Origin of the sequence: Collinsella sp. AM43-1 (assembly GCF_003467925.1) — a bacterium.
Classification (GTDB): Bacteria; Actinomycetota; Coriobacteriia; order Coriobacteriales; family Coriobacteriaceae; genus Collinsella.
Genome location: NZ_QSFR01000024.1, coordinates 1 through 26,018 on the forward strand (window position 1 = coordinate 1; position 26,018 = coordinate 26,018).

Sequence of the window (26,018 nt, forward strand, 5' to 3'; positions counted from 1 at the left end):
GCCCGTTCAGGCTGTTGCGTTGAGATTGAAAATCAACCCACCACACAGGAGTGGGTTTCTATTCCGATTTTCAAATATCTCAATCTGTAACATCTGGGCGGGCAAATCGGCTCTATCTGTTACAGATCGAGACAGACGGCGGCAGTCGGGGCGAACATCTCAATCTGTAACAGTAAGATGACTTTTAACGGTCTAAATGTTACAGATCGAGACAAACTACCGTGGCGGGTCGAAACCACCACAAAGGTGCCTGTCCACTTTGTGATGGTTAGGGGAGGAGCTTCATCGCGGCGTCGTGGGCGACGTGCTCGTAGGTGTCGTCGAGGGGCTTGAGCGGCAGCAGGGCGGCGGCCTGTGCGTCGCCACGGCGCTCAAGGGCGTGGGCGATGAGCCAGTCGGCGAGCTCGGGGTTCTTGGGTAGCGCTGGTCCGTGCAGGTACGTGCCGATGACTCCCTTGTAGATCAGACCCTCAAAGCCATCGTCGCCGTTGTTGCCGGTGCCCACGACGACGGACGTTCCGAGCGGCGTGGCCTCTGCATCGAGCAGGGTGCGGCCGCCGTGGTTCTCGAATCCCACAAAGGGCTCGGGTGCCAGGTTGGCCTTGACGGCGACGTTGCCGATCAGGCGATCGGAGCCGCGCACGGTTTCGGCGGCAACGACGCCCAGGCCATCGATGCGATTCTCGCCCATATAGTACGAACGGCCGAGCAGCTGATAGCTGCCGCAGATAGCGAGCAGCGAGCCGCCGTCCTCAACATAGGCTGCGACCTTGTCTTTTTGAGCGAGCAGCTCGTGTGCCACGGCCAGCTGGTCGCGGTCGGAGCCACCGCCCATCATGACGATGTCGGCGTCGGTGAGATCGAGCGTCTCGCCCATACGGACTTCGTCCACGCGCACGGGAATGCCGCGCCAGGCGCAGCGGCGCTCGAGGGCAATGACGTTGCCGCCGTCGCCGTAGAGGTTGAGGGCATCGGGGTACAGATAGACGATGCGCAGGGGGCGCGAGAGCTCGACCGGCACAATGTCGGTGGGGACAGCGCTGCCATCGGCGCGCGTTACGGCGTGGGAGGCAACCGAGCTCGCATCGGTGCCCTTAAGCTCGTCGAGCTCCTTGACCAGCGGCGGGAAGGCCGTGTAGTTGGCGACGGCGTAGAACGTATCGCCAGCCTCCTCGTCTGCCACGGCGCCGATCGCCTGCTCGATATTCGAGATGATGGCGGCGTCGATGCCGGCGTACTTCAGGCGTACCTGCATATCGTGCGCGCGCGTACCCCCGACAAAGGCGATAAGCCCTGGGGTATCGGCGATGCGCTCGAAGTCGACGTCGTAGATCCACGAGACATCGTGGCCGTCGGCGTCGTTGTCGTTCAGGAAGAAGGCGCAGAGCCTGCCGCCTGCCGTTTTAATGGACTGGATCTGGCGATCGAAGCCCACGGGATTTTTGGCCAGGTTGGCCTCGACGGTACGGCCGGCGATCTCCCAGCGGCCCATGCGTCCGCCGGCGGGGACGTAGGCATCGAGCGTTGGCTGCAGATGTGCCGCGTCCACGCCCAACTCGCGCGCCGCAAAGAAGGCGGCGGCAACGTTGTAGACCATGTACAGGCCGTTGTAGCGCGTGGCGATGTGCGTTGCGGGCGCTTGTGCCTCGGGTCCAAAGTTCAGGTCAAAGCCGTAGCCGTCGCAGCCGAGTTCCACGCCCGTCACGCGACGGACAAGCCCAGGGCGGGCCCAGCCGCACGAAGGACAATGATAGGCGCCGAGCTGGCCGTACTGCACATAGTCGTATTCCAACGGCGCGTTGCACTGCGAGCAAAAACGCGAGTCGCTAATGCGATCGGACTCGGTGCCCGTGGCACCGTCGATGCCAAAGGCGATGCTCGTGTTGGGGACGCGTGCGGCGATCGAGGCGCACAGCGGATCGTCGGCGTTATAGATGAGCGTCGTTGCCGGCGAAAGCTCCAGCGCGTGGGCGATGACGTCCTGGGTGTGGTCGATCTCGCCGTAGCGGTCCAGCTGGTCGCGGAACAGGTTGAGCAGCACAAAGTAGGTCGGCTTGAGCTTGGGCAGGACGCGCACCGTGTAGAGCTCGTCGCACTCAAAGACGCCTACGCGCTTGCCGCTTCCGGCACGCTTAAGATCGCTGCGGCTCTCGAGCAGGGCGCCCACCACGCCCGGCTCCATGTTGTTTCCGGCACGGTTGCATACCACGGTGACGCCGCTGGCGGCAACGGCGTCGGCGATGAGGTTGGAGGTGGTGGTCTTGCCGTTGGTGCCGGTGATTACCACGCTGCGGTCGACAAGGTCCGCGAGGTCGCTCAGCAACTCGGGGTCGATCTTCATGGCGATGCGGCCGGGGAGTACGCCGCCCTGGCGCTTAAGGACGGAGCGCAGCCCCCAGCGGGCGATATCGCTCGAGGTGCAGGCGAGAGATGAGCGGAAGTTCATGAAGCCGTTCCTAACGTGAATGACATGGTCGTGACGTTTGCGCCGTTAAAAGCCGTAACGGCGCGCAAATTCCTGGGCAAGCTGCGATACGTCTTCGCAAGCGCTGGCCCAGGGGGCAAAGTCGGGAGTATCCGAGATGATGCCGTCGGCTTCCCAAACTGCCTGATGCGAAAGGTCCCAGGGGTCGTGCGGCTCGGGCCGGCAGGGAAGGTACGGTGTCTGATACATGGGGTTCAGCAAAAAGAACGCGCCGCCCTCGCAGCGGTTGGCAAACTCGCGCAGCGCGCGTGTGGCCGGGCGCATCTTGTTCGTTTTGAACAGCAAGATCGTGCGGGCGAGCAGGTACCAGGGGGAGTCCTCGAGGACATCGGCCCCCATCTGTTCCTCGAGCTGGTGGGCCAGGGCAAAAAAGCCGTCCTCGTCTTCCAGACGAGCGAGGGCGAGTAGCACGGTGCCTGCAGCTCGGGTGGGATAGCCCTCCGCCTTAAGAACACGGCGAGAATAGTTGGCGGCGGCACGGTAACGAGCGCTCGCCATGCACAGCTGCGAGATGGCCTCGAGCGTGTGGAGCCACCCGATAAGCGCCGGCTCGCTTACGGTGAGATCGGCCGCCGTCACGCCGTCCGTCAAAACCTTGTTGGCCCAGTAGTGTGGGGCCTCCATGTCGAACCCGGGCACGCTTTGCTGCAGGTAATCGGCCGTGGTCGCCTCGAGTTTCATCAGGTCGCCCAGGCAGGCGTCGACGGGCGTGTCCGCCAAAATGATGGCGAGCAGCTGGGCATCGACGACATACGCATCGATGCGGACAATCTTGAGCAGCTCATCGCGCATATCGTCGAACAGGCGGTTGCGTGTCTTCTCAAACTCCTCGTCGCTGCCCATGTCCTCGATGCGATGGAGTTCGTCGAGCAGGTGGCGGTGGACGCCGGCATAGGACAGCAGCGCCTGGGCATGCTCGGTCTGCGCATACTTGTGAGGGCTGACGCTCACGTCGTTATGGACAAGATCGCGTGCTGCATCGGTGAGTTCGGGGTGCGACGCAACGTAGGCGCGCTCCAGGTAGGCGGGGATGTAGACGCTCGGATCCATTAGAGGTCTCCTCCCTTAAACGGCAAGCCCTGCTCGGCCGCTCGCAGGATGCGCTCGTCGATCTGGGAACGCACGATATCGTTGGTGGCGACCCAGGCGGCAAAGCTGGCGTTGTCGGGGGCACCCAGGCCCTCCTGCAGAACCGGCGTCGCTTCGGACAGCGCAAGGACAAGCTCGTCGGTGGAGCCCGCATCCACGTTGACGCGGGCATAGACGCCATCGGGAAACTCGGTTTGGAAGTAGAGCGCCTCGGCTGCGTGCGGGCACGAGCGTGCAAGGATGCGCAAGTAGTGCTCGGCACCCTCGTAGTCCAGCTCGCGCCAGGCAGCGCTCATCAGCGCGATGAGCGTCCACGGGTCCAAGTCACGCTCTGCATCCTTGGGACGACGGCGTAGCGGCGTGTTGGCGAGATAGGGGACGGAGTGGGCAGAGCGAAAGCGCTTGAGCTCCTCGGCGGGGTATTCGAGCTTTGCCATGGCAAGCATCGCAGTATGGCGGACGCCGGCGGGGTCGTTGGGCGCAAAGTCCAGGCTGCGATTCGCGGCTTCGAGCGACATGCGATAGCGGCCGCTAATGAGGGCGCGCGACGCAAGGGCGGCAAGCCAGCGCAGGTAGGGGCGGCGCATAAGGTCGCCAGCGGCCTCGCGCTCGTAGGGGTCCTGCGCCGAGGCGATCTTGAGTGCCAGGTCGTGCTCGACTTCATCGCGCTTGGATACCAAATACTGTACGTACTCCTCGTTGGAGTTGGCGGTGAGGGCGGTCAGCATGCGCTGGGCATCCCAGTTGGTGGGGTCGAGCGCGGCTGCCTCGCGAAGCATGTTTTCGGCTGTGGTCTCTTCTTGCTCTGCCTGGGCATCGTCAGGGATAAAGGGAATGCGGTAGTCGACAGCCTCGACCACCTTGGCAATAAGGTGCCCGGCGCGGTCGCGGTCGTGCACGATGAGCGGCGCGGGGTCGCGGGTGAATTGTTCCATCAAACGCTCTACGGCGGCACCGTCGGTGAGCGGGATATTGTCGCGGCGCAAGGCCTCAAGAACGAGGCGATGGCAATCCTCTTGAATGGGATCGAATGCCATGGGGCCTCCTTTGCTGCGGTTAGGGTTCAAATGTCTCTATATAAGGTTCTAGTTTACCCGCATGTGGCACACCGGGGGTGCCGCACTTGGACATGCACCTTTGCACCACGAAGACGGATGTCGCACAAATGTCGGCACCTTGGACGACTGAGTGGTATCACGGTGCCGCAAACGGTCGATTTTTGGCGGCGAACGGGGCGCATTTTGGAGGGGCACAGTCCTGCCCGGGATATGTGGTCAACCTTGATAAAACGTTTGCCCAGCTTGGGAGTATGAATGCCCCACAAGGGTCTTCAGGGATAGAAAAAACGTTTCATCATTGTCGGCTTTAGGTGAATAACTGACCAACCAGAACGGTAGAATAGTGTTTGTCTGAGCGTTGAGACGTTTAGACATCGCGCATTGTCATCGCCGGCAACGCGCAAAACGGTCCTAACGGAGCCAATCGGGTGCTCCGTTATATACGCAAGTCTAAGAGGGGCTTGTTTAGGAGGCACAGTATGGGACGTTTTACCAATCCTCGCGATCTGTACTTTGGTGAGGGCGCTCGCCACGAGGTGAAGAACCTCAAGGGCAAGAAGGCCATCATCGTTTCTGGCGGCAGCTCTATGCGCCGCGGCGGGTTCTTGCAGGACGTTGAGGCCGACCTTAAGGAAGGCGGCTTCGAGGTCAAGCTGTTCGAGGGCGTCGAGTCCGATCCGTCCATCGAGACGGTCATGAAGGGCGCCGAGGCCATGCGCGAGTTCGAGCCCGACTGGATTATCGCCATCGGCGGCGGCTCGCCCATCGATGCCGCTAAGGCCATGTGGGTCTTCTACGAGTATCCCGAGGAGTCCTTCGATAACATCATCCAGCCGTTCAGCTTCCCCGAGCTGCGTCAGAAGGCTCATTTCTGCGCCATCTCCTCTACCTCCGGTACCGCTACCGAGGTCACTGCCTTCTCCGTCATCACCGACTACGCCAAGGGCATCAAGTACCCGCTGGCCGACTTCAACATCACCCCGGATGTCGCCATCGTCGACCCCGAGCTCACCTACACCATGCCTGCTAAGCTTTGCGCTCACACCGGCATGGACGCTCTGACCCACTGCATGGAGGCCTACGTTTCCACCTGCGCTTCTATGTTCACCGATGCCAACGCCCTGCACGGCATCCGCGAGATCGTCGAGTGGCTGCCCAAGTCCTATGCTGGCGACCATGAGGCTCGTCAGCACATGCACGAGGCTCAGTGCATCGCCGGTATCGCCTTCTCCTCGGGTCTGCTCGGCATCGTTCACTCCATGGCTCACAAGACCGGTGCAGCCTTTGAGAACGGCCACATCATCCACGGTGCTGCTAACGCCATGTACCTGGGCAAGGTCATCCAGTGGAACTCCAAGGATCCCCGTGCTGCCGAGCGTTACGCTTACGTGGCCAAGGAGATCCTGCACCTTCCCGGCGAGACCAACGAGGAGCTCATCGCTGCGCTCGTCCAGAAGATCCGCGACCTCAACGACCAGCTCAACATTCCGCAGTCCATCAAGGATTACGCGAATGGCGGCGTGAAGGTCGACGCCGAGAACCCGCAGATGGTTTCCGAGGAGGAGTTCCTCGCCAAGCTGCCCGAGATCGCCGCGAACGCCGAGACCGACGCCTGCACGCCGGAGAACCCGCGTGAGACCAAGGCTGCCGACTTCGAGAAGATCCTCAAGGCCTGCTACTACGACACCGACATCGATTTCTAATCGACTCTTGTTATCGTAACGAGGGGCTCCGCACGTATCTGTACGGAGCCCCTTTCTTTTTTCTTTTAGAGAATGGGATAGTTATGGCTGCAATTTTCAATAGCCCCAGCAAGTACATCCAGGGTCCGGACGAGCTCGCCAAGCTCGGCTCCTATGTCGAGCCGCTCGGCGCTAAGGCCCTCGTCATCGTGACGCCTTCGGGCAAGAAGCGCGTCGGTGCCAAGATCGAGGGCGGTTTTGCCGAGGCTAAGGCCGAGCTGCTGTTTGAGGACTTTAACGGCGAGTGCTCCAAGAGCGAGGTCGATCGCCTGGTTGCACTCGCTCACGACAACGGTTGCGACATCATCGTTGGCGTCGGTGGCGGCAAGATCCTCGACACCGCCAAGGCCGTCGCCTACTACCTGGAGTCCCCGGTCATCATTTGCCCCACCATCGCTTCGACCGATGCCCCGTGCTCGGCGCTCTCCGTGCTCTATACCGATGACGGCCAGTTCGATAAGTACCTGTTCCTTAAGGCGAACCCCAATATCGTTCTTATGGATACGACGGTTATCGCGGCGAGCCCGGTACGCCTGACGGTGGCAGGTATGGGCGATGCGCTCGCAACCTACTTTGAGGCCCAGGCGACGCACGATGCCGACGGTGGCACCTGCGCCGGTGGCAAAGGCGGCATGGCCGGCCTGGCGCTCGCCAAGCTCTGCTACGAGACGCTTATGGCCGATGGCGTCAAGGCCAAGGTCGCGCTGGAGAAGGGTGCGCTCACGCCTGCCGTCGAGCATATCATCGAGGCCAATACGCTGCTTTCGGGCATTGGCTTTGAGAGCTCGGGCCTTGCTGCTGCTCATGCCATCCACAATGGTCTGACGATGCTGCCCGAGTGCCACGGCATGTACCACGGCGAGAAGGTCGCCTTCGGCACCATCGTCCAGCTGGTACTCGAGGATGCCCCGACCGAGAAGCTCGAGGAAGTCTTGGGCTTCTGCATTGAACTGGGCCTGCCGGTCACGATGAAGGAACTTGGCGTTGCCGAGCTTACACGCGAGCAGGCCATGATTGTTGCCGAGGCCGCGTGCGCGCCCGATGACACCATGTGCAACATGCCGTTTGAGGTGACGCCCGAGATGGTCGCAAACGCCATCCTGGGTGCCGACGCTCTGGGCCACTACTATCTCATGGATGAGTAAATCAAGCTATGGAAGGGGCAAAGCAAGCAGATGGCTTTGCCCCTTTTTGCTATGGTGCAAACTAACCTGACCCCATCGCACCAAGTTGGTGCAAGGGGGTCAGGTTACTTTGCACCAATCGTTGTTTGATGAAGGGCGGATTCTCGTATGGCGCTTCCTATGGTTTACGGTGGTCCTGGCCGGTATGTTCAGGGGCCGGGCGAACTTTCGCGTCAGGGCAGGTATTTGTCATGGTTGGGCTGCGCTGCCTATGTCTTGTTTGACCAGGGCACCGAGGATCGGCTGTGCAGGCAGATTGTCGATGGATTTCTGGACGACGATCTGAGTGAGCCATTCTTTAAGATTTATGACGGTCCGTGTACGGAAGATGCCGTTGTCGAAATGGCCAAGGAAGCCCGGGCCGAGTATTGCGACATGGTGGCGGGCATTGGCGGCGGCAAGATGCTCGATATCGCAAAGGCCGTTGCGTTTTATGCTGAGCTGCCGTTGTGCGTATGTCCCACGGCGGCTTCGATGGACGGTCCGTGCAGCGCGATTTCGGTGTTGTATCACGAGGACGGGTCGTTCGACCGCTATCTGATGCTCGAGAAGAATCCAGACCTGGTCGTGGTCGATACCAACGTGGTCGCGGCGGCCCCACTGCGCATGACGGTCGCCGGTATGGGCGACGCGCTGGCAACGTACTTTGAGGCACGTTCGTGCGCCGCGGCGAGAGGTGCGAACGAGCACGGTGGCGCACCGGGGCACTTGGCACTGGTCGCGGCACGTGCCTGCTACGACACGCTTATGGAATGCGGCATCGCTGCCAAGCGCGATCTCAAAAAGGGACGTACATCGCCAGCGGTTGAACGCCTGATCGAGTGCAACATCCTGCTCTCGGGCGTCGGCTTTGAGAGCGGTGGCTTGGCGTTGGCGCATGCCATCGCCAACGGTCTGACGATTCTGCCCGAGTGCAAGGCCATGCATGGTGAGGCTGTGGCATTTGGCCTGGCGGTGCAGCTGCGTCTGGAGCGTGCGCCCGAGCTTAATCAGGTGCTCGAGTTTTGCCAGCGCGTTGGTCTGCCGACGACGCTCGAGGAGCTGGGCCTCGGCGAGATTTCCGATGCCGACCTGCAGGGTGTTGCAAATGCGGTCTTTAGAAACGAGCGTAATATGGCCAACGAGCAGGTCAAGGTGACCAAACAAAAGCTCGTGCAGCTCATGCGCGAGGCATAGTTTGGCGCTTGATTGATCTTGTGCAATCGAGGTGGCGATAGGCATAAGCGATTTGCCGCAAAGATGCTCCGCATGTAATTTGCCCGAGGCATGGACCGATAGCGTATTATTATCTCTTGCTTGTTTGCACTGCTCAGGGAGGGGCCGCGCATGGCGCAGGAACACGATCTGTTTGATGACATTATCGAGATCAGCAAGGGTTTCGACTTTCTTAAAAACCCGCTTGGCGGTGTGACCGATGCGCTCGATCCGTCGGCGCCGCAGTGGAATCCTGCCGACTACAAGGAGCGTCCGCGCGGCAACACCATTCCGTGCTTGACCTGCAAAAACGAAAAGAGCGGCTGCACCGCGTGCATGGACGTGTGCCCGGTCAACGCTATCGAAGTCGAGGAGGACGCTATCGAGGTTCTCGACTCCTGCCGCAAGTGCGGTCTGTGTGCCGCCGCCTGCCCGACCGAGGCGATCGTCTCGCCGCGTCTGGCGCCCAAAAACCTGTACGACGACATTGTCTCGGCCGCTACGAGCCACGAGACCGCCTACGTTACCTGCACGCGTGTCCTTAAGCGCATGCCGCGCGAGAACGAGGTCGTCGTAGCCTGCGTGGGCGATATTACAGCCGAGACCTGGTTCTCGGTACTGGCCGACTATCCCAACGTGAGTGTGTATCTGCCGCTGGGCGTGTGCGATAAATGCCGCAACACCGGTGGCGAGGACATGCTGGGCGAGGCGATTGCAAAGGCCGAGGAATGGGCTGGTACGGGTATGGGCCTGGAGGTCGACCCCAAGAGCCTCAAATGCCATAAGCGCCGCGAGTACGAGCGCAGGGAATACATGGAAAAGATCGCCCGTACCACGGGCCTGACCGTGACCAAACTCAACCCGGCGACGGCGGCACTGGCTTCGGTGACGCAGAAGCTCAAAGCCCATCGCCACCAGATTACCCAGTTGGAGCGTACGCTCAACACCATGTGCGGCACCACGACGACCAAGCGTCGCCGTTCGCTCACGCACGGGCGGCAGCTGGTGCTCTCGACGCTGCAGAACCATCCCGAGCTTGCCCAGAACATGCAGGTGAGCACGCCGGAATGCGATTTTGACAAGTGCACGTCGTGCGGCGAGTGCGTCAATGTATGCCCCACGTTCGCCTGCGATTTGGTGGGAAGCGGCCGCTTTGCGTTGGAGTCCACGTATTGCTTGGGCTGCGGTGCCTGCGTCAAGGTGTGCCCCGAGCATGCGCTCAAGTTGGTTGAGCATGACGCGTCCAATCTGGTCGTCGTCGATCCCGAGGCCGAGGAAAAGGCCGCCCAGAAGGCGAAGGCTCACGAGGAGGCCGAGAAGGTCAAGGCCGAGGCAAAGGCCAAGCTCGATAAGATGCTCGATCAGGTGGAAAAGCTCGCAGACTAGTCAGCGACCCCTATCTCTGCTTCATTTGCGCCGCCGTGGCGTCCGGGTTCGCCTGGATGCTGCGGCGGCGCTATACTTATGCAGTTTGAAGTACCTGTATCAAAAGGAGCTGTCGTGTCCCTTTCCATCGGTATCGTGGGCCTGCCCAACGTGGGCAAGTCGACGCTGTTCACCGCGCTTACCAAAAAGACCGGCCTTGCCGCCAACTACCCGTTCGCCACGATCGACCCCAACGTGGGTATCGTCGATGTGCCCGATAGCCGCCTGCAAAAGCTCGCCGACATCGTCAACCCGGGTCGCATTGTGCCCGCGACCGTCGAGTTTGTCGACATCGCCGGCCTGGTGAAGGGCGCCAACGAGGGCGAGGGCCTGGGCAACCAGTTCTTGGCCAACATCCGCGAGACCGACGCCATCTGCGAGGTCGTGCGCTACTTTAAGGACCCCAACGTCATGCGTGAGGTGGGCCGCACGGGCGAGTTCGTCGATCCCGCCGGCGATGCCGACACCATCATGACCGAGCTCATCCTGGCCGACATGGGCACGCTCGAGAAGCAGCTGCCCAAGCTCGAGAAGGAGGCCAAGCGCGACAAGGAGCTCATGCCCAAGTTTGAGGTCGCCAAGCGCCTGCTCGCCTGGCTCAACGAGGGTAAGCGCGCCGCGTCCATGGAGATGACCGACGAGGAGCGCGCCGCTGCCAAGGGCCTGTTCCTGCTCACCATGAAGCCCATCCTGTATGTGGCCAACGTAGACGAGGACATGCTCAACGAGGACCTGGCGCCCATCGATGGCGTCAAGCCGCTGCCGATCTGCGCCAAGATCGAGGCCGAGCTTTCCGAGCTCGATCCCGAGGATGCGGCCGACTACCTGGAGAGCTTGGGCCTGGAGCAGCCCGGTCTGGACGTGCTCGCGCAGGCGGCTTATAAGCTGCTCGGCCTGCAGTCGTTCTTTACGGCTGGCGAGATGGAGGTCAAGGCCTGGACGGTGCGTCAGGGCGCGACCGCCCCGCAGGCCGCTGGCGTCATCCACACCGACTTTGAACGCGGCTTTATTAAGGCCGAGGTCATTGGCTATGACGACTACATCGAGCTCGGCGGCGAGCAGGGCGCCAAGGCCGCTGGCAAGCTGCGCATCGAGGGCAAGGACTATGTCATGGCCGATGGCGACGTCGTGCACTTCCGCTTTAACGTGTAAGGACGACGCATATGTTTAAATACGGCAAAAAAGCTGGCTACATGGGTATTGCGTTGCTCGTACTTGCGGTGATTCCGCTGGTGGTTGCAGCGTGTGTTATCCCCAACATTGGGCCCGAGGTAGCGACGAAGTTTAACTCGGCCGGCGAGGTGACGCGCTGGGGTAAGAGCTATGAGCTGCTGGCACTACCGGTGCTCAACCTGCTGCTGAGCGTGGCGACGTACTTTACGGCGGGACGCCAGGCTAAAAACAATGATGACTCCGCCGCCATGGCGCGCATCGTGTGCGAGCGCTACCTGCGCAACGGTTGCATCACGGGTGTGTTCCTCAACGTGATCAACGTTTACTTTATGTACTCGGCTATTACCGGAACGGGCTTTGGCTTTGGTTTCTAGCTTGTCCTTTTAGGCAACGAGCCTGCACGCATATTCAATGGCTGCTGCGAGGCCGCCGCTCGATCGTGGTTTAAAGACCATGTCGGCGGCGGCCTCGTTTTCGTATCCGGCGCCACGAAGGGCGAGTGCGATACCGGCTTCTAAAAGGAGCGGCAGGCCGCGTTGGCTGGTTGCGATTACGGCAGCCTGATTGAGCGAGCAGCTGTGCGCCTGGCATTGGATGGCAAGTTCACCTTGCGCCGGGCAAGGGACCAAAACGGCGGCGACGCGACTTGATAGCAATGCAAATGCTGTGCGCTCATCGGGCGAAAGGCATTCTGCTTCAACGACGACGAGCTTGGGCGGTGCGCTGTTTTTGCGAAGCGTGGCTCGGTACATGCGGACCGAAGAACCCGACATAGAAAACTCCTGTGTATTCGTTTAAACGTAAACTATAGTTTACGTTTTTGTTCAGCTCCATTTCAAACTCGGCTGCATGGACGAACGTGCGAAACAGATTCTTGGCAAGCGAGTCGAGCAGACGCGCAGGGACCTTGGTATCTCCAAGGTCGATTTTTGTGTGGCAGCAGGAATCAGCCGCCCCTATCTCGACAGAATCGAAGACGGGACGGCAAATTTCACGCTCAAGGTTCTATTTAAGATCGCGCCCGCACTCGGCATGACGGTGTCAGAGCTTCTCGAGGGTATCGAATAGGGCGTTTCCCGCTGCTATTTGACGCTCTTTGGGCGGGTCCCCCTGGTTGCGATGTGCAAAATCGCGAGTATTCAGCACCCGTTCAGCCGTAGATGGTAGCTCGCGCGGCGGGCTTTACCTTTTTGGCAGTAGTTAATCCACACGCTAGATAAAAATGAGGAATAAGTATTTACTAGACGGCCCCTTCGTTCTAAAAGTTCGTTTAACAATCGGCCGAATCTATGCTTCCGGCGGAGAGATTGCAGAATACTCCGATTTTTGCACGGCCCGAGGGGGACCACCTGTCGTTTAAGGCTGCGATAAGTGGAACTGCCTTAGGGATTACGCCATCGGGATGCGGTCGTGGTTGACTTGGCTGTAGAACAGGCGCTGAATCTCGGCCGCATCGCGTGACTGGCCGAGTGCCCACATGGTTTTGGCCACGAGCGTCTCGGTGGTCATGTCGTCGCCGCGCAGAATGCCCGGATGATCGGCGTAAGCACGGCCGACCTCATAAACGCCCAGATCGAGGCCCTCTTCGGGGACCTGCGTGGTCATAACGACGGTGCGACCCGAATCGACCCAGCGGAAAATCGCCTTTTGGAACGACTCGCCGGACTCGCCGAACTCGGGGATACCGCCAATGCCAAAGGTCTCCAAAATCACGGCGTCGTAGCTATCGGCAAGGGCGTCGAGGATGCCCGGGTTTACGCCGGGCGTAAGCTTGAGTACAAATACGCGCGGGTCGATGCTGTCGTAGAAAAGCACCGGGTTTTCACCTTGATGCGTGCCGTGAAGCCCGTTGCGCACGATGCGGTCGTTGCGGATATAGGCGATGGGCGGATAGTTGACGCTAATGAACGCGTTAAAGCTCATGGTGCGCTGTTTGCGGGCGCGCGTGCCGGCAATGGCGACGCCGCCAAACACAATCGACACATCGTGCGAGTGTTCGTCGAGCGCATAGAGCAGGCTCTGGTACAGGTTGAGCTTGGCGTCGGTAAAGGGATTGCCCATGGGCTTTTGCGAGCCGGTGAGCACGATGGGCTTGGGGCTGTCCTGAATCAGGTAGGAAAGCGCTGCCGCGGTGTAGCTCATGGTGTCGGTGCCGTGCAGGATCACGAAGCCGTCGTGGTCGGCATAACCCTTGACAATGACGTCGCGGATACGCATCCAGTCACTCGGGCGCATATTGGTGCTGTCGATGTTCATGGGCTGCACGACGTCGAGCTCGCAGAGCCCCGAGATCTCGGGGACGCTCTGGGCGAGCTCCTCACCGGTCAGGGCGGGGGAGAGGCCATTGCCGTCCTCGGTCGATGCGATGGTGCCGCCCGTGGCGATGAGAAGGATGCGCTTCATGCTGGTATTCCTATCGTATTTGCCGCCGCAGAGGCGGAGTCGTTCGGCAGTATTGTGGCACAGGGCGTACAATGTTCAAACGTATTACATCATCTGTAACGTTTGGTAACACTTCAATTGCCGTCAAATAGGGGCCATGGTCGTGCGTTTGCCGTGCGCTGATGGCTGCGAGGGACGAGAAACCCCATATAACGTGTACACTATGGAGGTTATTTTCGTTCATTCACGCGGGCGGGCACCGGCTCCCCGCCAACAGGAGGGGGAAACCATGGATCAAAAGGCTTCCGCAAAGGTCCTCGTACTCGACTTTGGTGCGCAGTACGGTCAGCTCATTGCCCGTCGCGTCCGCGACCTCAACGTGTATTCCGAGATCGTTCCCTGCGACATCTCGGCCGATGAGATTCGCGAGATGAACGCCTCTGCGCTCATCCTTTCCGGCGGCCCGGCCTCCGTGTACGCCGAGGACGCTCCGTCCATCGACCCCGCCATCTTTGACCTGGGTCTTCCTGTCCTGGGCTTTTGCTACGGCCATCAGATCACGGCCGTGACGCTCGGCGGCAAGGTCGGTCACTCCGAGGTGGGCGAGTACGGCCGCGCCACTATTACGCGCACTGCCGGCGCCAAGCTCTTTAACTCCACGCCCATGGAGCAGACCGTGTGGATGAGCCACCGCGACGCCGTGTCCGAGGTGCCCGAGGGCTTTACCGTTACCGCCAGCACCGACGTATGCCCGGTTGCCGCCATGGAGTGCGTCGAGCGCAAGATTTTCACCACGCAGTTCCACCCCGAGGTCAAGCACTCCGAGTACGGTCAGCAGCTGCTGAGCAACTTCTTGTTTGAGATCTGCGGCCTGGAGCCCAACTGGAGCATGGACAACCTGGTCGAGACCATGACGGCCGAGTTCCGCGAGAAGGTCGGCGACGACCGCGTGATTCTGGCCCTGTCCGGCGGCGTCGACTCCTCCGTCGTGGCTGCGCTGGGCGCCCGCGCCGTGGGCAAGCAGATGACCTGCGTGTTCATCAACCACGGCATGCTGCGCAAGGGCGAGCCCGAGCAGGTGGAGGAGGTCTTCACCAAGCAGTTTGACGTCGACTTTATTCACGTCCACGCCGAGGACCGTTATGCCGAGCTTCTGGCCGGCGTGACCGAGCCCGAGGAGAAGCGCCGTATCATCGGTACGCAGTTCTGGAAAGAGTTCTTCGCCGTGGCGCAGCAGCTCGAGACCGATGGCAAGCCGGTCAAGTACCTGGCTCAGGGCACCATCTACCCCGACATCATCGAGTCCGGTGCTCGCAAGACGGGCGGCAAGACGGCCACCATCAAGAGCCACCACAACCTGATCCCGTTCCCCGAGGGCGTACACTTCGACCTTATTGAGCCGCTCGACCACTTCTTTAAGGACGAGGTCCGCGCGCTTGGCCTTGCGCTCGGCCTGCCGGGCCACATCGTGTTCCGCCAGCCCTTCCCGGGCCCGGGCCTTGCCATCCGCATCATCGGCGCGGTCGACAAGGAGAAGCTCGAGATCCTCAAGAACGCCGACGCCATCGTGCGCGAGGAGCTCGACGCCTACAACCAGCGTCTGTTTGAGCAGACCGGCGAGCGCAACTCCGAGCACAGCTGCTGGCAGTATTTTGCAGTCCTGCCCGACATCAAGTCCGTTGGCGTTATGGGCGACGAGCGCACCTATCAGCGCCCGATCATCTTGCGCGCCGTGGAGTCCAGCGACGCCATGACCGCCGACTGGGCCAAGCTGCCCTACGACGTCCTGGCCCGCATCTCCGGCCGCATCGTTGCCGAGGTCCCTGGCGCCAACCGCGTCTGCTACGACATCACGTCCAAGCCGCCCGCGACGATCGAGTGGGAATAGAACAGGCGTTCGATAAAATAATTTAGTATCAGATAGCGGGCACGGTTTCAATTGAATCCGTGCCCGCTGCTGTATGTGTGTCCTTGCACGCCCAATATGCGCCATAAAAGCCGTCTTCTTCAACGTCCAAGTGAATGCGCTTCGTTTTTGCCTCTCAAAATCTTATTTTCACGATTTGCATTTTCATCCCGTTGTCACCGACCCTTGCGAGAAACCGGAAAAAGCCGTTGACAGAAGAGTCCCTCAAATCGTTGTAACCCAGCATATAGCCGCGACTTGTGACCTGCAGACGGCTGTTCCACGTGCCGATTTCCTTGGCGGCATCCGAAACCGCAAAATATGCCCCCACATCCTTGATTTTTGCAGTCTTAAGCCATGTTTTTGCGATCATCTTTACTGCCGTCCGATTGGCAGCATCAAAGACCAGCACACCGCCGGGGAAAGCGTCCGCCATCCCCCGCACCAGTTCCCGGACCTGCTGGGTCAGAAAGTAATAGAACACTCCGGAGGCAAAGAACACCGCCCCGCCGGAGGCATCGATTTTGCCAAACCATGCGGTGTCTTTCAGGTCGCAGGGGATATTTTGTTCTCGATCCCCGGCGGGCAGCAGCTGCTGCCGCAAGGCAATCACATCCGGGAAGTCCAGATTGTAGATCTTGCATCTACCGTTGTCGCAGGTTCTGCCGGTGTTGTCCAGCCCGCAGCCCAGATTGACCACCGCCGCATTGGGGTGGCCTTTCAGGTAATCCCGCACCTCGAAAGCAAGATCACCCTGCCGCATGGCCACCTCCAGCGCACCAAAGCGCTGCATCAGGCTGCGGGAGTTTTTCTCTGCCTCTGAAAAGTCGTAGTCGATCTGGCCGAGCAGACGAACCGCTGTTTCATCCTTGTAAAGGTTCGGGTACAACTCCGTACACAGCTTCCGGGAATACAGCGGGAGGATCAGCGTCTCCTGCACGGTGTTTTTCTCAATTTTACATTTCATAGGTTTCTTCCTCAGTGAATAAAAACTGTCATAATTGCCGCCAGCACAGCCGCTATGACCGGCATGCCTAACTCATGTGCAGGATGGATGCAAAAATGCCCGTGCTTGATGCCCTTACTTCCGCGCCGTGACGCAGAGCCACTTTTTCTTTTTGCGTATCTGCACCTCGTGAAAACCCGCCTGCTCCAGATACGCCTTTAATTCAATGTCCTTGTAGATGGTCATGCCGCCGATGATCTGCGTCCACCTCTCGTCCTTGTCCGTATCGCCATTGCTCTCGTTGCAGATGAGAATTGTCCCGCCTGGCTTCAGCGTCCGCCAGACCTCACGGAAGCATCGGGGCAAATCAGGCCAAAAATAGACGGTCTCAAAGGCCGTGGCGGCATCGAAGTAGCTATCCTCAAACACCATATCCGCCACACTGCCTTGCAGAACGGCGCAACGCCCCTCCTGAATTGCAATTCGGTTGAGCTTTCTAGTCTTCTCCACGCTGACGGGCGAATAGTCGACGCCCTTGACGACGCCATGCGGGCATTTTTTCAGCAGCCGTTTTATGTTCGCCCCGCCGCCGCAGCCGCAATCCAGCACCTTGGCATTTGGCGCAAGTCGTAGAAATCGAAGTCCCCACCGCGCCACAGGGCTGTGGCCCAGGTTCATCATGGCAACCATAAGTTTTCCGCCGAGGCCCACGGGCTTGCGGGTGTTTTCAAAGAACGACATCTGGCCCCTCCGATTTCGTGCATTCCGCATAGGTCAACGGGAACGAGGCCTTCAGCACCGCGCTTTTCCGCACCGCCCAGCCGTTTTGACGCAGGAAACGCAGGTATTCCTCGCTCGTCCATCTGCTGTGGAGGGGAAATCCCGCCATGCTCATGAAAAAGGCTTTTGCCTTGCCGGAAACCGAGTTCCCCGCGTGGGTGAAGGTTGGCGCGATGAGCACGCCGTCGTCCTTCAGCACCCGCCTGATTTCTTGCAGGGCCTTTTCCGGATGCGGTACTATGTGAAGCGCGTTGGAAACGATCACCACTTCGAAGGACTTCTGCGCATAGGGCAGGCGGAACATATCCTGCACGGAAAAGTACAGCTTTGCGGATTGATTGTCCCGCTTTGCTTCAAGGATCATCTTTGCAGAGGCGTCCGTAGCCTCGATGCGCGCCGCCGCATCCACGACGCTCTTTGCGATAAGCCCCGTGCCGGTGGCAACCTCCAGCACGGTCTTTGCTTTCACCACCGGCCGGATCAGCCCATACATCTTCTCATACGCCGCCCGGTCGTTTCGCATGAAACGGTCATACCGACCGGCGTTCTTGTCCCAGAAACCCTCGCGTTCGTGCATGGCTGTCGCCCCCAAACAGTTAGAGCAATCTAACTATAACACACGAATCATGCAGTAAGATGAGGCTAACCTTCTTTTCTTGGCTAAGACGCATCTCTTCGGTTTTCGCTTATAACGGCGCGAATCAGATACTAGGCTGGAGCTGAAGAAAGAGCTCGGCGGACAGGTAGGTCGATACCGGTTCCCGGAACGGTGATCCAGCCAATTACACCAGGGCTCTAGTCATTGAGTGGGAATAGAAAATTCCTTAGTTATGGGGGTATTAATTTGATTCCCTTTAGGATAAACCCCCATGACTATATGAATTGACCTGCTGACTTCAATGAAGATTGGAGGGTAACGGCCAGGGGTGACGGCCCAGCGAGTGCTATTTTGCGAGCTATGCGCGTTGAAAGCGACCTTTCGTGGTATAAACTACTTGCCGGAAGCCGCGGCTTTCAGAGTACGGCTTACGTGTACGTTTAATCTCCGTGGGCGACGGGGTGCCGCAAGGCGTAGAATATCGCCCACCTGTAGGGGCCCGCAGCGATGCGGGCCCCGCTTCGTATGAAGGGGGCGTAACCGATGAAGATTGTATCCATCCCCCAGGACTTCTTCGACCACGCCGAGGGCGACCGCGAGCTCATGCTTAAGCACAATCGTCCCTGCATCGTAGTGGTGAGGCTGCGTTTCCGCGGGAAGCGCAGGGACTTCGCCGTGCCGCTGCGTTCCAACATCGCCCCTAACGTGCCCAAAGACCAGTACTTTGCGTTGCCACCCCGCCCCACGACGCGCCCCAACTGCCGCCACGGCATCCACTACATCAAGATGTTCCCCATAACCAGGCCTACCAGCGCCGCTTCAGGACCGAGGGCTCGGCCTACTACGAGACGCTCCAACGCATCATCGACGTCAACACCAAGCGCATTGTCTCCGAGTGCCAGGCATACCTCGACCGCTACGAGCACGAGGGAAGGCCTCGCTTTGCCGTCGACATCGACCGCATCGTGGTGCTGCTGGAGGGCGAGAAGTAGGGCACCTCGGCTCAGTCTCGAGCCATACAGAGTCGCTCCGCATTTTTGAACGCCGTGTGTGCGTCCCAAATACTTGAGAAACAAGCTGTGAAGTGCGGCGGCGCGCCCGTGCCCGTGCATAGCCGTCACCATCAGCGTCTACGCGGCGTCGGCTTCAAGTGGAACTGGCCCCACTGCTGTATATGGTTTGCCTTGCTGCACATGGCGATCAATGCCCACGATGCTTCTGCTTGCGCTTCAGCTTTCGCTGCTCGAAGCGCGCCTCCGCCTCATCCGCGCGACGCTGGCTTCTTGCTTGAGCCGACTCCCGCTTCATCGCTTCCCGCTGTGCTGCGAGCGCCTGTTGTGCCTTGGTGCTCACCGCGGGCCGCTTAAGGGCTTTCGCTGCCTCGCGAGCGCGTCGCTTGGGATTCTTCGCGGGCTTGCTTGTTTCCGTGGCCTCGTCACCGAAGAACGAGAGCTTCGCCCATTTGCTTGTAACGAATTGCAGGATTTCCTCATTGGACGGTTCTGCACCGAAGACGATGCGGACGACGCCGTATCTGCCGTCCTCGACATGCTCCGCCAGCCCGACCCAGAATTGCCCGTCATGATATACGGTCAGGGTGGATGACACGCTGATCTGCATGGTTGGTTCCTCCTTTATGTAGATGACCATGCAGAGAAGGGACAACCAAGGAGGCAGGTTACTGATGCGGACTCCCGCACGCCCACGACTACCCGACGGGGACTGTGTTTTCATCTCTGATGCCCGCATTGTAGCACGCGTGAATGCGCCCGGCATCGCTGCTGACATGGCGCGACTGGGAATTGCTCCTCGATGCATCCCTGTGCATATTGCCTCCCCGGTTTCGAAACTTTAAAAAAATTCGAGTTTCGAAACCGAGGAGGACCGAATGATGGCTTGGGTAGACCGCAATACGTAGGAAGTTTCGCCATCGCCTATGCTGAACACGAGGTCGTCTTCCTCCAATCCGATCAGGCTGACCGAGCAAGCGGCACCTGGATCGACATTCCCCTGCACATGAACCCGCTTATGCGCGCGAACGGGGGGCTACAAGGGCGTGACCGCGCAGGAAGCGCTTGGGGCAGCGAACGGGGCCGAGCATCGCCCTGCGCCGGCCTTGGTATCAGGTCCTCGCGCTGGGCGGTAATCCGAGGATCGGGAGTAAGGATTTGCCCAGCATCGATAATGCTCAGCTATACCCTTATTCCGTCTCCCTGCTCTTGCGGTATTCCGCGAGCCTGTCGTTCAATTCGCGGGTCTCGCGGCTCAGCTTGGCGTTGAAAGCAAGAGTGAGGACCGCCAGGATGGCGAGAAAGACAACCGTGAAGGTAACCCACGCCCCGGGGTTGTTCACGGGAACCCAAGCAAAGACAAACGCCAATGCACAGAGGGCTGCGTAGAGGCAAACGTCGAACAGCGCCAGGCGCGCGGGATACGCCATCTGTCTGATCACCGCGGGCGTGAAGAACACGAACTGCAGCGCGGGGACAGTGACGCACGCGGCGAGAATGGACCAGCAATAGTTAATGCCCTGCTTGGCGGTGTCATCAGCGAAACAAGTCCCTAATGCCAAGAAGGCTATCATGGCAACAGTGAAGCCGATACAGGTGCTTTTCACGAGTTGTCCGAGGTTTTCCGCGGGCGTCTTTTTATCGGTGTCGATAATGTCCCTGTTAATCATTTCGGTCTCCCTTCCTTCGTTTCGACTGCTTCAGACCGAGCTTCGATTTGACGTCGGGCGCATACTGGCGCGAGATAACGACCTGCTCACCGTTTTCCAAGGTGGCGATGATCCTGCCGTTGACGTCGGGCTTGAGGGCGGTGATCGCGCGGAAGTTGACGATGCAACCTTTCGCGATGCGCAGGAAGTCGCAGTCCGCCAGGCGCTCCTCCATCTCGTAAAGGCGCAGGCCCGTTTCGAGAACCGTGTCGGCCGTATAAATGAACGTGTGCTTGTCGACCGACTCGATGAACAGGACGTCTTCTGCGCTCAGCACGCGCGTGCAGCCGTCGGCCGTGCCCGTCACCTTCCTGTCAAGCATGCGCAGCCGAGCCGTTATATCAAGCACGCGGCGATCGACCCTTACGCAGACGATCGTGACTTCTATATCTTGAGCTGCTTCTCGCTCTTCGATTGTGATCTTCATGCGTCCTCCCTTCGGGTTGCTCTCATGCTAGCTGACGAAGATAGCTGAACCTTCGGCGTTTAACCAAGCTGCGCAGTCGAGGAACCAAGATGCAGACTGGATTTGAATGACACCCGAGGGCCTTCGTGTCCATTTCTGAACGCATCCAGCTATTGAAGCTCAAGACCGTGATCCGCCATTCCATCAAGCCGATTTAGCGAAACGGGCGCCGCCGTGCGGTCCGGCTTTTGGGGTTTATCAATTGGCAGTCCGCGATGATTGAGCAGGCTGCCTGCCTCACGGCAGGTGCGTAATTCCTTTAGTCGATTCATATCGAGGTGCGTTCTTTGCTCATCTTGTGGCGCAGAGTTATGAAACTCCCAAAAGTGTAATCAGATTCGAGTTTTAGGAGCAGCTCTTGAAATGCAGCAGACTCAGGAATCGTGACAGGTACCTCGAGGAAGCGATGCTCTTTCGTGATGCCGACCTTATCAAGGTAAGCACGGGCGCGCGAAGGACAAAGCGCAGGGGACGACCTCTCTAGGCCACACGTTACGCTCTGCGCGTCAAGGCGCTCCTCAAGACGAATTCAAATGAATGAGTGAGCATCATTGTCCCCGAGGACAAAGCGAGGCCGTTTTAGGGGCAGTGAAACTGGATTTATCGATCCTCTTGATCCAATCCAAGTTCTTTCAACTCTTTTTCGTTTTGGATATCTTCAGCGGTATTCTTGCCAGTGACAGCACCGTAGGCTTCTTTTATGCCGTTTTTCACTGCCCATTTGATAACGAAATACAGCGCAATCATCATTCCGAGCAGTTGCGGCGAGTGTCGACATTCGCCGATATAACATGGACACAACGTCCCGTTTGTGTTCTCCAATCGCCTGCACGTTCTTCCTATTCTTGGGTTGTCGAACAAGCCATAGAGAAAAGGAAGAAAACATGGACACCGACAAGATCTGCGCGGAATCGATCGCCAAGCAATACGCGCCCAAAAGCGCCTCCAAGCTCACCGCGCTCAAGAAGCTCGATGCCAAAGCAAAGCGCCCCGCGAACGTCTTCGCCTACAGCTTTGGCATCGCTTCTTCGCTGTTGTTGGGTGTGGGCATGTGCCTGACCATGGGTGTGCTGGGACCTGGCGAGGGCACGTTGTTTGTGCTCGGAATCGTCCTTGGTATCTTGGGTATCGCAGGCGCAAGCGTGAACCTGGTCCTGTATCGCTGGATTCTGGAAACCTCTAAGAAGAAATACGCCTTTGAGATAATGGAGCTTGCCAAGGAAATTGCCGGCGAATAGCTTTTGGCATCAGGGAGAGGCGGGCTTGGGTGAACAGGCAGTAGAGCAGATACTTTACGACGGCGCAGCTTATGGACGAGGCTTTGCTCGACTTGCTGCAGAACAAGGGCGCGGAGTTCATAACCGTTAAGGAGATTTGCAAGAAGGCAGGGGTGGGTCGCTCTACGTTCTACCTTCACTACCAGGGTGTCCCTGACCTCGTGAAGGAGTGTTCGGAGCATGTGAACACCAAGTTCTTCGAGCGCTTTGAACAAAGCGCCGCAGACACGATCGGGGCTATCCGTACGGCTCCCCTCGACGAGCTCGTTTTCGTAACCGACGAGTATCTGAGGCCCTACCTCGAGTTCGTCCAAGACAACTGCTCCATCTATCGCGCGATGCTCGCAAACGGGCATACGCTGCAAGCTCAGGAGCGATTCGAGGCCCTAGCGAAGCACATCATCGACCCAGTGTTGGAGCGCTTTGGCTATCCCAGCGAGCAGCGGGCCTTCGTCATCAGTTTTTATGTGCATGGGCTCTCTGCCGTGGTACAGGACTGGATTCGGAGCGGCTGCGAAACGCCTATCGATGAGATGGTGCGCATTATCAAAACCTGCGTGCACCCGAACGGCACGAACCGACGTCTTGCCAACGCTAAAGAGAGACGCGAATGAAACGATGTGACGGCGACGCCCCCTAGGCGCCAAGAGCGCGGGCCGCGCATCCGCCTTGAGAATACTGCGGAAGGAACGGGAAGCGAAAGCAGCAATCTACCTTGGTAAAGGGCGTGTGTCCCTTTCCGCTGCTCGCGCGGGCCGACTCCAGCCGTGCCGGGACTGCCAGCGCGGCCTCGAAGCCGTTTGCGGCGAGAACCAAGGAGGAGGGTTTCCCGTGATGGCGATAGGACGGAGGGGTTTCTGTAGGCGTGTAACCAGTAGGAGCTACTTATCGAAGCCCGCCGCCGCGGAGCTGCTCCTTGTAGTTCTCGCCCCAAGCTCTCATTGCGTCAAGAACGGGTCTGAGTGTCTGTCCCAGGTCGGTGAGCGAGTACTCCACCCGTGGGGGCACCTCTGCGAACGCTTCACGATGAACGAGCCCCGTTTCCTCCATGGTTCGTAGGTTGCTGGTCAGAACTTTCTGCGAAATCTTGCCGATCGAGCGTTGCAGCTCCTTAAAGCGCATCGTGCCTTTGAGCGAGAGTTCGCGCAGGATGAGCACCTGCCACTTGTTGCCGATGAGCAAAAGCGTTGTCTCCACTGGGCAGGCAGGCAGGTTCTCCAAAGTCGGTGTTGTCATGTTCGCGAAACCTCCGTCTGCAATCATGCACGTCATTTACATTAGTTTCCTTTTGGTGCTTACAGCACTTTTATGTGCCTACTTTCCATTATATACCTTTGACGCGTATCGTATGAGCTGCAAGGAAAGCGGCGTCGAGTGCCGCAGGTCGAAAGGAAAGCATGATGACCAAGAAAATCGCAGTTGTAGCAGCGAACGGCAGGGCCGGCAGCCTCATCGTTGAGGAGGCCGTGCGTCGCGGATTCGACGTGACCGCCATCGTACGCGGCGAGAATAGGACCGCCGCTCAGAACTCCGTCATCAAAGACGCACTCGAGCTCACGACGGAAGACCTCGAAGGATTCGACGCCGTGGTGGACGCCGTGGGCGGCTGGACGCCCGAGACCATCCCCGGTATCACCGACGCGGGCATCCACTTGGCTAATGTGCTGGTCGGCACCGATGTGCGCCTGCTCATAGTGGGTGGCGCGGGCTCGCTGTTCGTCAACCCCGAGCATACGGTCACCGTCGATATGGGCCCGGACTTCCCCGATGACTGGAAGCCGCTGTCCGCCGCGGCCGGCAAAGTCCTTGCTCACCTTCGCGAAACGGACGGCCTCAAATGGACCTTCGTTTCCCCTGCTGCTGACTTCCAGGCCGACGGCGAGCGCACCGGTGAGTATATCTTGGCGGGCGAGGAGTTCACACTCAACAGCCGCGGCGAGTCAACGCTCTCGTACGCTGACTATGCGATTGCCATGGTCGATGAGATCGAGTCCGGTGACCACGTCGCCCAGCGCATCTCGGTTGTGAGCAAGTAGCTTCATGCCGTTTGGGAAACGGGAGGGTCGATTCCAGTCGCGTCGACCCTCCCGTTGCGTACCGGGGCAACCAGTCTTGTTGCCTAAGTTGTAACATCTTAAACAATGGTTGAGTTTAAAAAGGGGCGTTTTTGGTACTACCGAGCGTGAGCGTTCTCGTAGGCCTCTTTGATATCTTCTGGCAAACCGTCGGGAATCATGGCCCTCAGCTCAGTCTCATTCTCGCCCTGATTCAGCTGCCCGTAGAACCAGCATTTGTACTTCAGCATGTCCAGCGCGCGGTTCATGTTCGCGATCTCTAGCTCCATGTGGGCCTTCCGCTCCTCGAACATGGCCTTGCGTTTGGGGTATGTCGATGGACCCTCCGCGCACCATTCCATGAACAGCCGGATGTCCTTGATCTCCATCCCCGCTTTCTTGAGGCATTCGATGACCCGAAGCGCCTCGAGTTCCGTATCGCCGAATTGCCGAATGCCGGACGTCCGCTCCAATGCCGGGAACAATCCCTGCTTGTCGTAATAGCGCAGCGTTGAGGCGGGCAAGCCGAACATCTCCGACACCTGTCCGATTGTGTACATGGTTCCTCCGAATCAATCTCGAATTCATTCCTTGACCTAAAGTCAGGTTTAGGTATTACCTTCATTCTCGTCATTAGAACAGGGATTGCAAAGGGTGTTCCGTAATGCGGAAACAGATTTGCACCTAAACCATCGAAAGGGGGAGATCGATCATGGCAATTAAACAGACGGCAGGCAGGGATGCCCTGGGGGGAGTTCGCCCCCAAGTTCGCACAGCTCAATGACGATGTGCTGTTTGGCGAGGTGTGGAGTCGAGAAGACGGGCTTTCCCTTCGAGACCGCAGCGTGGTGACGGTTGTGGCCCTGATGGCGCAGGGACTGACGGACTCTTCGTTTAAATATCATCTGATGTCCGCAAAGAACAACGGGGTGACCAGGGCGGAGATAGCGGAAATCCTTACGCACGCGGCGTTTTATGCGGGATGGCCCAAGGCGTGGGCGGCCTTCCGCATGGCAAAGGAGGTCTGGGCGGATGACGATGCCGCTGATGCAAAAGCCGAGCACCAAAACGAGATGGCCTTTCCCATCGGTGCCCCCAACGACGCATTCGCGAAGTACTTTATCGGGCAAAGCTACCTCGCGCCTCTATCAACCGAGCAGGTTGGCGTCTACAACGTGACGTTCGAGCCCGGCTGCCGCAACAACTGGCACGTGCACCACGCCAAAAACGGCGGCGGACAGATTCTCATCTGCGTGGCTGGTCGAGGGTTTTACCAGGAATGGGGTAAGCCGGCGCAGAAACTGCACCCTGGCGTCGTGGTCAACATTGCCCCAGGGGTGAAGCACTGGCACGGAGCCGCACCCGACAGCTGGTTCTCACATCTCGCGTTGGAGGTTCCGGGTGAGGAAGCCTCCAACGAGTGGTTGGAACCTGTGAACGATGAGGATTATCTCAAAGCGACTGACAAGGAGGCTTAAATACCTTCGCCGTCCGCGCCGCCGAGAGCAGGGCGCCCAAATCGGCTTGGATCGCCTCTGCC

The 26,018-nt window shown here is 59.2% G+C and carries 26 protein-coding genes; 12 read left to right on the plus strand and 14 right to left on the minus strand.

What is annotated here, in order from left to right:
• Positions 1-268 precede the first annotated feature (268 nt).
• The 3 genes from DW925_RS10290 to DW925_RS09220 are packed head-to-tail and all read right to left on the minus strand — an operon-like array spanning position 269 to position 4,611.
• Positions 269-2,446, minus strand: a complete 2,178-nt coding sequence (locus DW925_RS10290) for a MurT ligase domain-containing protein (protein ID WP_233503790.1) — start codon at positions 2,444-2,446, stop codon at positions 269-271.
• Between the two features lie 45 nt (positions 2,447-2,491).
• Positions 2,492-3,535, minus strand: coding sequence for a hypothetical protein (locus tag DW925_RS09215; protein WP_117583328.1), 1,044 nt, complete (start codon positions 3,533-3,535; stop codon positions 2,492-2,494).
• Entirely contained in the window at positions 3,535-4,611 is a 1,077-nt protein-coding gene (locus DW925_RS09220; protein ID WP_117583327.1) for a hypothetical protein, read from the minus strand. The genes DW925_RS09215 and DW925_RS09220 overlap by 1 nt, the downstream gene beginning before the upstream one ends.
• Positions 4,612-5,111: 500 nt before the next feature.
• Here DW925_RS09220 and DW925_RS09225 point away from each other — a divergent pair, with 500 nt between their 5' ends.
• The 6 genes from DW925_RS09225 to DW925_RS09250 all read left to right on the plus strand — a co-directional run bounded on the left by DW925_RS09225 (position 5,112) and on the right by DW925_RS09250 (position 11,724).
• On the plus strand, positions 5,112-6,335 hold the full coding sequence (locus DW925_RS09225; RefSeq protein ID WP_117583326.1) for an iron-containing alcohol dehydrogenase: 1,224 nt from the start codon (positions 5,112-5,114) through the stop codon (positions 6,333-6,335).
• Between the two features lie 83 nt (positions 6,336-6,418).
• Positions 6,419-7,519, plus strand: a complete 1,101-nt coding sequence (locus DW925_RS09230) for a glycerol dehydrogenase (protein ID WP_117583325.1) — start codon at positions 6,419-6,421, stop codon at positions 7,517-7,519.
• Between the two features lie 147 nt (positions 7,520-7,666).
• Positions 7,667-8,734 carry a glycerol dehydrogenase gene (locus tag DW925_RS09235; protein WP_117790856.1) on the plus strand — a complete coding sequence of 356 codons (1,068 nt, stop codon included), beginning with the start codon at positions 7,667-7,669 and terminating at the stop codon, positions 8,732-8,734.
• A 150-nt stretch (positions 8,735-8,884) separates the two neighbouring features.
• Positions 8,885-10,138 carry a 4Fe-4S binding protein gene (locus DW925_RS09240; RefSeq protein WP_117790857.1) on the plus strand — a complete coding sequence of 418 codons (1,254 nt, stop codon included), beginning with the start codon at positions 8,885-8,887 and terminating at the stop codon, positions 10,136-10,138.
• A 114-nt stretch (positions 10,139-10,252) separates the two neighbouring features.
• A complete protein-coding gene (gene ychF, locus DW925_RS09245) occupies positions 10,253-11,329 on the plus strand; it encodes a redox-regulated ATPase YchF (RefSeq protein ID WP_055309950.1) in 1,077 nt (358 codons plus the stop codon).
• A gap of 11 nt (positions 11,330-11,340) precedes the next feature.
• Entirely contained in the window at positions 11,341-11,724 is a 384-nt protein-coding gene (locus DW925_RS09250) for a DUF1648 domain-containing protein (protein WP_117790858.1), read from the plus strand.
• A gap of 9 nt (positions 11,725-11,733) precedes the next feature.
• On the opposite strand, the gene DW925_RS09255 is transcribed toward DW925_RS09250, so the two are convergent.
• Positions 11,734-12,123: a hypothetical protein gene (locus DW925_RS09255; RefSeq protein WP_117790859.1), complete on the minus strand. Its 390-nt coding sequence runs from the start codon at positions 12,121-12,123 to the stop codon at positions 11,734-11,736.
• A 76-nt stretch (positions 12,124-12,199) separates the two neighbouring features.
• On the opposite strand from DW925_RS09255, the gene DW925_RS09260 reads away from it, so the two are divergent.
• Positions 12,200-12,418 (plus strand): helix-turn-helix domain-containing protein, encoded by a 219-nt coding sequence (locus DW925_RS09260; protein ID WP_117757405.1) that lies wholly within the window; start codon positions 12,200-12,202, stop codon positions 12,416-12,418.
• Between the two features lie 321 nt (positions 12,419-12,739).
• Here the strand turns inward: DW925_RS09260 and DW925_RS09265 are convergent, their stop codons facing one another.
• Positions 12,740-13,753, minus strand: a complete 1,014-nt coding sequence (locus DW925_RS09265) for an asparaginase (protein ID WP_117790860.1) — start codon at positions 13,751-13,753, stop codon at positions 12,740-12,742.
• A gap of 268 nt (positions 13,754-14,021) precedes the next feature.
• On the opposite strand from DW925_RS09265, the gene guaA reads away from it, so the two are divergent.
• Positions 14,022-15,620 (plus strand): glutamine-hydrolyzing GMP synthase, encoded by a 1,599-nt coding sequence (gene guaA, locus DW925_RS09270; RefSeq protein ID WP_117790861.1) that lies wholly within the window; start codon positions 14,022-14,024, stop codon positions 15,618-15,620.
• A 154-nt stretch (positions 15,621-15,774) separates the two neighbouring features.
• Here the strand turns inward: guaA and DW925_RS09275 are convergent, their stop codons facing one another.
• The 7 genes from DW925_RS09275 to DW925_RS09315 form a co-directional block, all read right to left on the minus strand.
• The gene (locus tag DW925_RS09275) at positions 15,775-16,605 is read right to left on the minus strand and encodes a class I SAM-dependent methyltransferase (RefSeq protein ID WP_117790862.1); all 831 of its coding nucleotides are present in this window, start codon (positions 16,603-16,605) and stop codon (positions 15,775-15,777) included.
• A gap of 114 nt (positions 16,606-16,719) precedes the next feature.
• Positions 16,720-17,325: a class I SAM-dependent methyltransferase gene (locus DW925_RS09280; RefSeq protein ID WP_117655559.1), complete on the minus strand. Its 606-nt coding sequence runs from the start codon at positions 17,323-17,325 to the stop codon at positions 16,720-16,722.
• Complete coding sequence (locus DW925_RS09285; RefSeq protein WP_117790863.1) at positions 17,312-17,941, minus strand: class I SAM-dependent methyltransferase; 630 nt, start codon at positions 17,939-17,941, stop codon at positions 17,312-17,314. Before DW925_RS09285 ends, DW925_RS09280 begins: the two co-directional genes overlap by 14 nt.
• A 1,221-nt stretch (positions 17,942-19,162) precedes the next feature.
• Complete coding sequence (locus tag DW925_RS09300) at positions 19,163-19,582, minus strand: YjdF family protein (protein WP_117790866.1); 420 nt, start codon at positions 19,580-19,582, stop codon at positions 19,163-19,165.
• A gap of 580 nt (positions 19,583-20,162) precedes the next feature.
• A complete protein-coding gene (locus DW925_RS09305) occupies positions 20,163-20,642 on the minus strand; it encodes a DUF3021 family protein (RefSeq protein WP_117790867.1) in 480 nt (159 codons plus the stop codon).
• A complete protein-coding gene (locus DW925_RS09310; RefSeq protein ID WP_117790868.1) occupies positions 20,635-21,108 on the minus strand; it encodes a LytTR family DNA-binding domain-containing protein in 474 nt (157 codons plus the stop codon). Before DW925_RS09310 ends, DW925_RS09305 begins: the two co-directional genes overlap by 8 nt.
• 639 nt (positions 21,109-21,747) lie before the next feature.
• Positions 21,748-21,969 (minus strand): DUF6019 family protein, encoded by a 222-nt coding sequence (locus DW925_RS09315; RefSeq protein ID WP_117790869.1) that lies wholly within the window; start codon positions 21,967-21,969, stop codon positions 21,748-21,750.
• A 62-nt stretch (positions 21,970-22,031) separates the two neighbouring features.
• On the opposite strand from DW925_RS09315, the gene DW925_RS09320 reads away from it, so the two are divergent.
• Together DW925_RS09320 and DW925_RS09325 are read left to right on the plus strand one after the other, a co-directional pair.
• Positions 22,032-22,385, plus strand: coding sequence for a dihydropteridine reductase (locus DW925_RS09320; RefSeq protein WP_117635866.1), 354 nt, complete (start codon positions 22,032-22,034; stop codon positions 22,383-22,385).
• 71 nt (positions 22,386-22,456) lie between these two features.
• Positions 22,457-23,038 carry a TetR/AcrR family transcriptional regulator gene (locus DW925_RS09325; RefSeq protein WP_117790870.1) on the plus strand — a complete coding sequence of 194 codons (582 nt, stop codon included), beginning with the start codon at positions 22,457-22,459 and terminating at the stop codon, positions 23,036-23,038.
• 271 nt (positions 23,039-23,309) lie between these two features.
• Here the strand turns inward: DW925_RS09325 and DW925_RS09330 are convergent, their stop codons facing one another.
• On the minus strand, positions 23,310-23,687 hold the full coding sequence (locus DW925_RS09330) for a winged helix-turn-helix transcriptional regulator (protein WP_369831937.1): 378 nt from the start codon (positions 23,685-23,687) through the stop codon (positions 23,310-23,312).
• 137 nt (positions 23,688-23,824) lie between these two features.
• Here DW925_RS09330 and DW925_RS09335 point away from each other — a divergent pair, with 137 nt between their 5' ends.
• Complete coding sequence (locus DW925_RS09335; RefSeq protein ID WP_199408680.1) at positions 23,825-24,460, plus strand: NAD(P)-dependent oxidoreductase; 636 nt, start codon at positions 23,825-23,827, stop codon at positions 24,458-24,460.
• A gap of 137 nt (positions 24,461-24,597) precedes the next feature.
• Here the strand turns inward: DW925_RS09335 and DW925_RS09340 are convergent, their stop codons facing one another.
• Positions 24,598-25,038, minus strand: coding sequence for a MerR family transcriptional regulator (locus DW925_RS09340; protein ID WP_117635863.1), 441 nt, complete (start codon positions 25,036-25,038; stop codon positions 24,598-24,600).
• A 180-nt stretch (positions 25,039-25,218) separates the two neighbouring features.
• On the opposite strand from DW925_RS09340, the gene DW925_RS09345 reads away from it, so the two are divergent.
• A complete protein-coding gene (locus DW925_RS09345; RefSeq protein ID WP_233540266.1) occupies positions 25,219-25,956 on the plus strand; it encodes a carboxymuconolactone decarboxylase family protein in 738 nt (245 codons plus the stop codon).
• Positions 25,957-26,018 lie beyond the last annotated feature (62 nt).

Excerpts from the sequence above, each read along its gene's own strand:
- DW925_RS09250 (WP_117790858.1), top strand. The coding sequence starts at position 11,341 with ATGTTTAAATACGGCAAAAAAGCTGGCTACATGGGTATTGCGTTGCTC.
- DW925_RS09280 (WP_117655559.1), bottom strand. The coding sequence starts at position 17,325 with ATGTCGTTCTTTGAAAACACCCGCAAGCCCGTGGGCCTCGGCGGAAAA.
- DW925_RS09340 (WP_117635863.1), bottom strand. The coding sequence starts at position 25,038 with ATGTACACAATCGGACAGGTGTCGGAGATGTTCGGCTTGCCCGCCTCA.
- DW925_RS09260 (WP_117757405.1), top strand. The coding sequence starts at position 12,200 with ATGGACGAACGTGCGAAACAGATTCTTGGCAAGCGAGTCGAGCAGACG.
- DW925_RS09310 (WP_117790868.1), bottom strand. The coding sequence starts at position 21,108 with ATGAAGATCACAATCGAAGAGCGAGAAGCAGCTCAAGATATAGAAGTC.
- DW925_RS09320 (WP_117635866.1), top strand. The coding sequence starts at position 22,032 with ATGGACACCGACAAGATCTGCGCGGAATCGATCGCCAAGCAATACGCG.
- DW925_RS09240 (WP_117790857.1), top strand. The coding sequence starts at position 8,885 with ATGGCGCAGGAACACGATCTGTTTGATGACATTATCGAGATCAGCAAG.
- DW925_RS09265 (WP_117790860.1), bottom strand. The coding sequence starts at position 13,753 with ATGAAGCGCATCCTTCTCATCGCCACGGGCGGCACCATCGCATCGACC.
- DW925_RS09325 (WP_117790870.1), top strand. The coding sequence starts at position 22,457 with ATGGACGAGGCTTTGCTCGACTTGCTGCAGAACAAGGGCGCGGAGTTC.
- DW925_RS09255 (WP_117790859.1), bottom strand. The coding sequence starts at position 12,123 with ATGTCGGGTTCTTCGGTCCGCATGTACCGAGCCACGCTTCGCAAAAAC.
- DW925_RS09230 (WP_117583325.1), top strand. The coding sequence starts at position 6,419 with ATGGCTGCAATTTTCAATAGCCCCAGCAAGTACATCCAGGGTCCGGAC.
- DW925_RS09285 (WP_117790863.1), bottom strand. The coding sequence starts at position 17,941 with ATGCACGAACGCGAGGGTTTCTGGGACAAGAACGCCGGTCGGTATGAC.
- DW925_RS09220 (WP_117583327.1), bottom strand. The coding sequence starts at position 4,611 with ATGGCATTCGATCCCATTCAAGAGGATTGCCATCGCCTCGTTCTTGAG.
- DW925_RS10290 (WP_233503790.1), bottom strand. The coding sequence starts at position 2,446 with ATGAACTTCCGCTCATCTCTCGCCTGCACCTCGAGCGATATCGCCCGC.
- DW925_RS09300 (WP_117790866.1), bottom strand. The coding sequence starts at position 19,582 with ATGCAGATCAGCGTGTCATCCACCCTGACCGTATATCATGACGGGCAA.
- DW925_RS09345 (WP_233540266.1), top strand. The coding sequence starts at position 25,219 with ATGCCCTGGGGGGAGTTCGCCCCCAAGTTCGCACAGCTCAATGACGAT.
- DW925_RS09215 (WP_117583328.1), bottom strand. The coding sequence starts at position 3,535 with ATGGATCCGAGCGTCTACATCCCCGCCTACCTGGAGCGCGCCTACGTT.
- DW925_RS09225 (WP_117583326.1), top strand. The coding sequence starts at position 5,112 with ATGGGACGTTTTACCAATCCTCGCGATCTGTACTTTGGTGAGGGCGCT.
- DW925_RS09235 (WP_117790856.1), top strand. The coding sequence starts at position 7,667 with ATGGCGCTTCCTATGGTTTACGGTGGTCCTGGCCGGTATGTTCAGGGG.
- DW925_RS09275 (WP_117790862.1), bottom strand. The coding sequence starts at position 16,605 with ATGAAATGTAAAATTGAGAAAAACACCGTGCAGGAGACGCTGATCCTC.
- DW925_RS09330 (WP_369831937.1), bottom strand. The coding sequence starts at position 23,687 with ATGATTGCAGACGGAGGTTTCGCGAACATGACAACACCGACTTTGGAG.
- guaA (WP_117790861.1), top strand. The coding sequence starts at position 14,022 with ATGGATCAAAAGGCTTCCGCAAAGGTCCTCGTACTCGACTTTGGTGCG.
- DW925_RS09335 (WP_199408680.1), top strand. The coding sequence starts at position 23,825 with ATGACCAAGAAAATCGCAGTTGTAGCAGCGAACGGCAGGGCCGGCAGC.
- DW925_RS09305 (WP_117790867.1), bottom strand. The coding sequence starts at position 20,642 with ATGATTAACAGGGACATTATCGACACCGATAAAAAGACGCCCGCGGAA.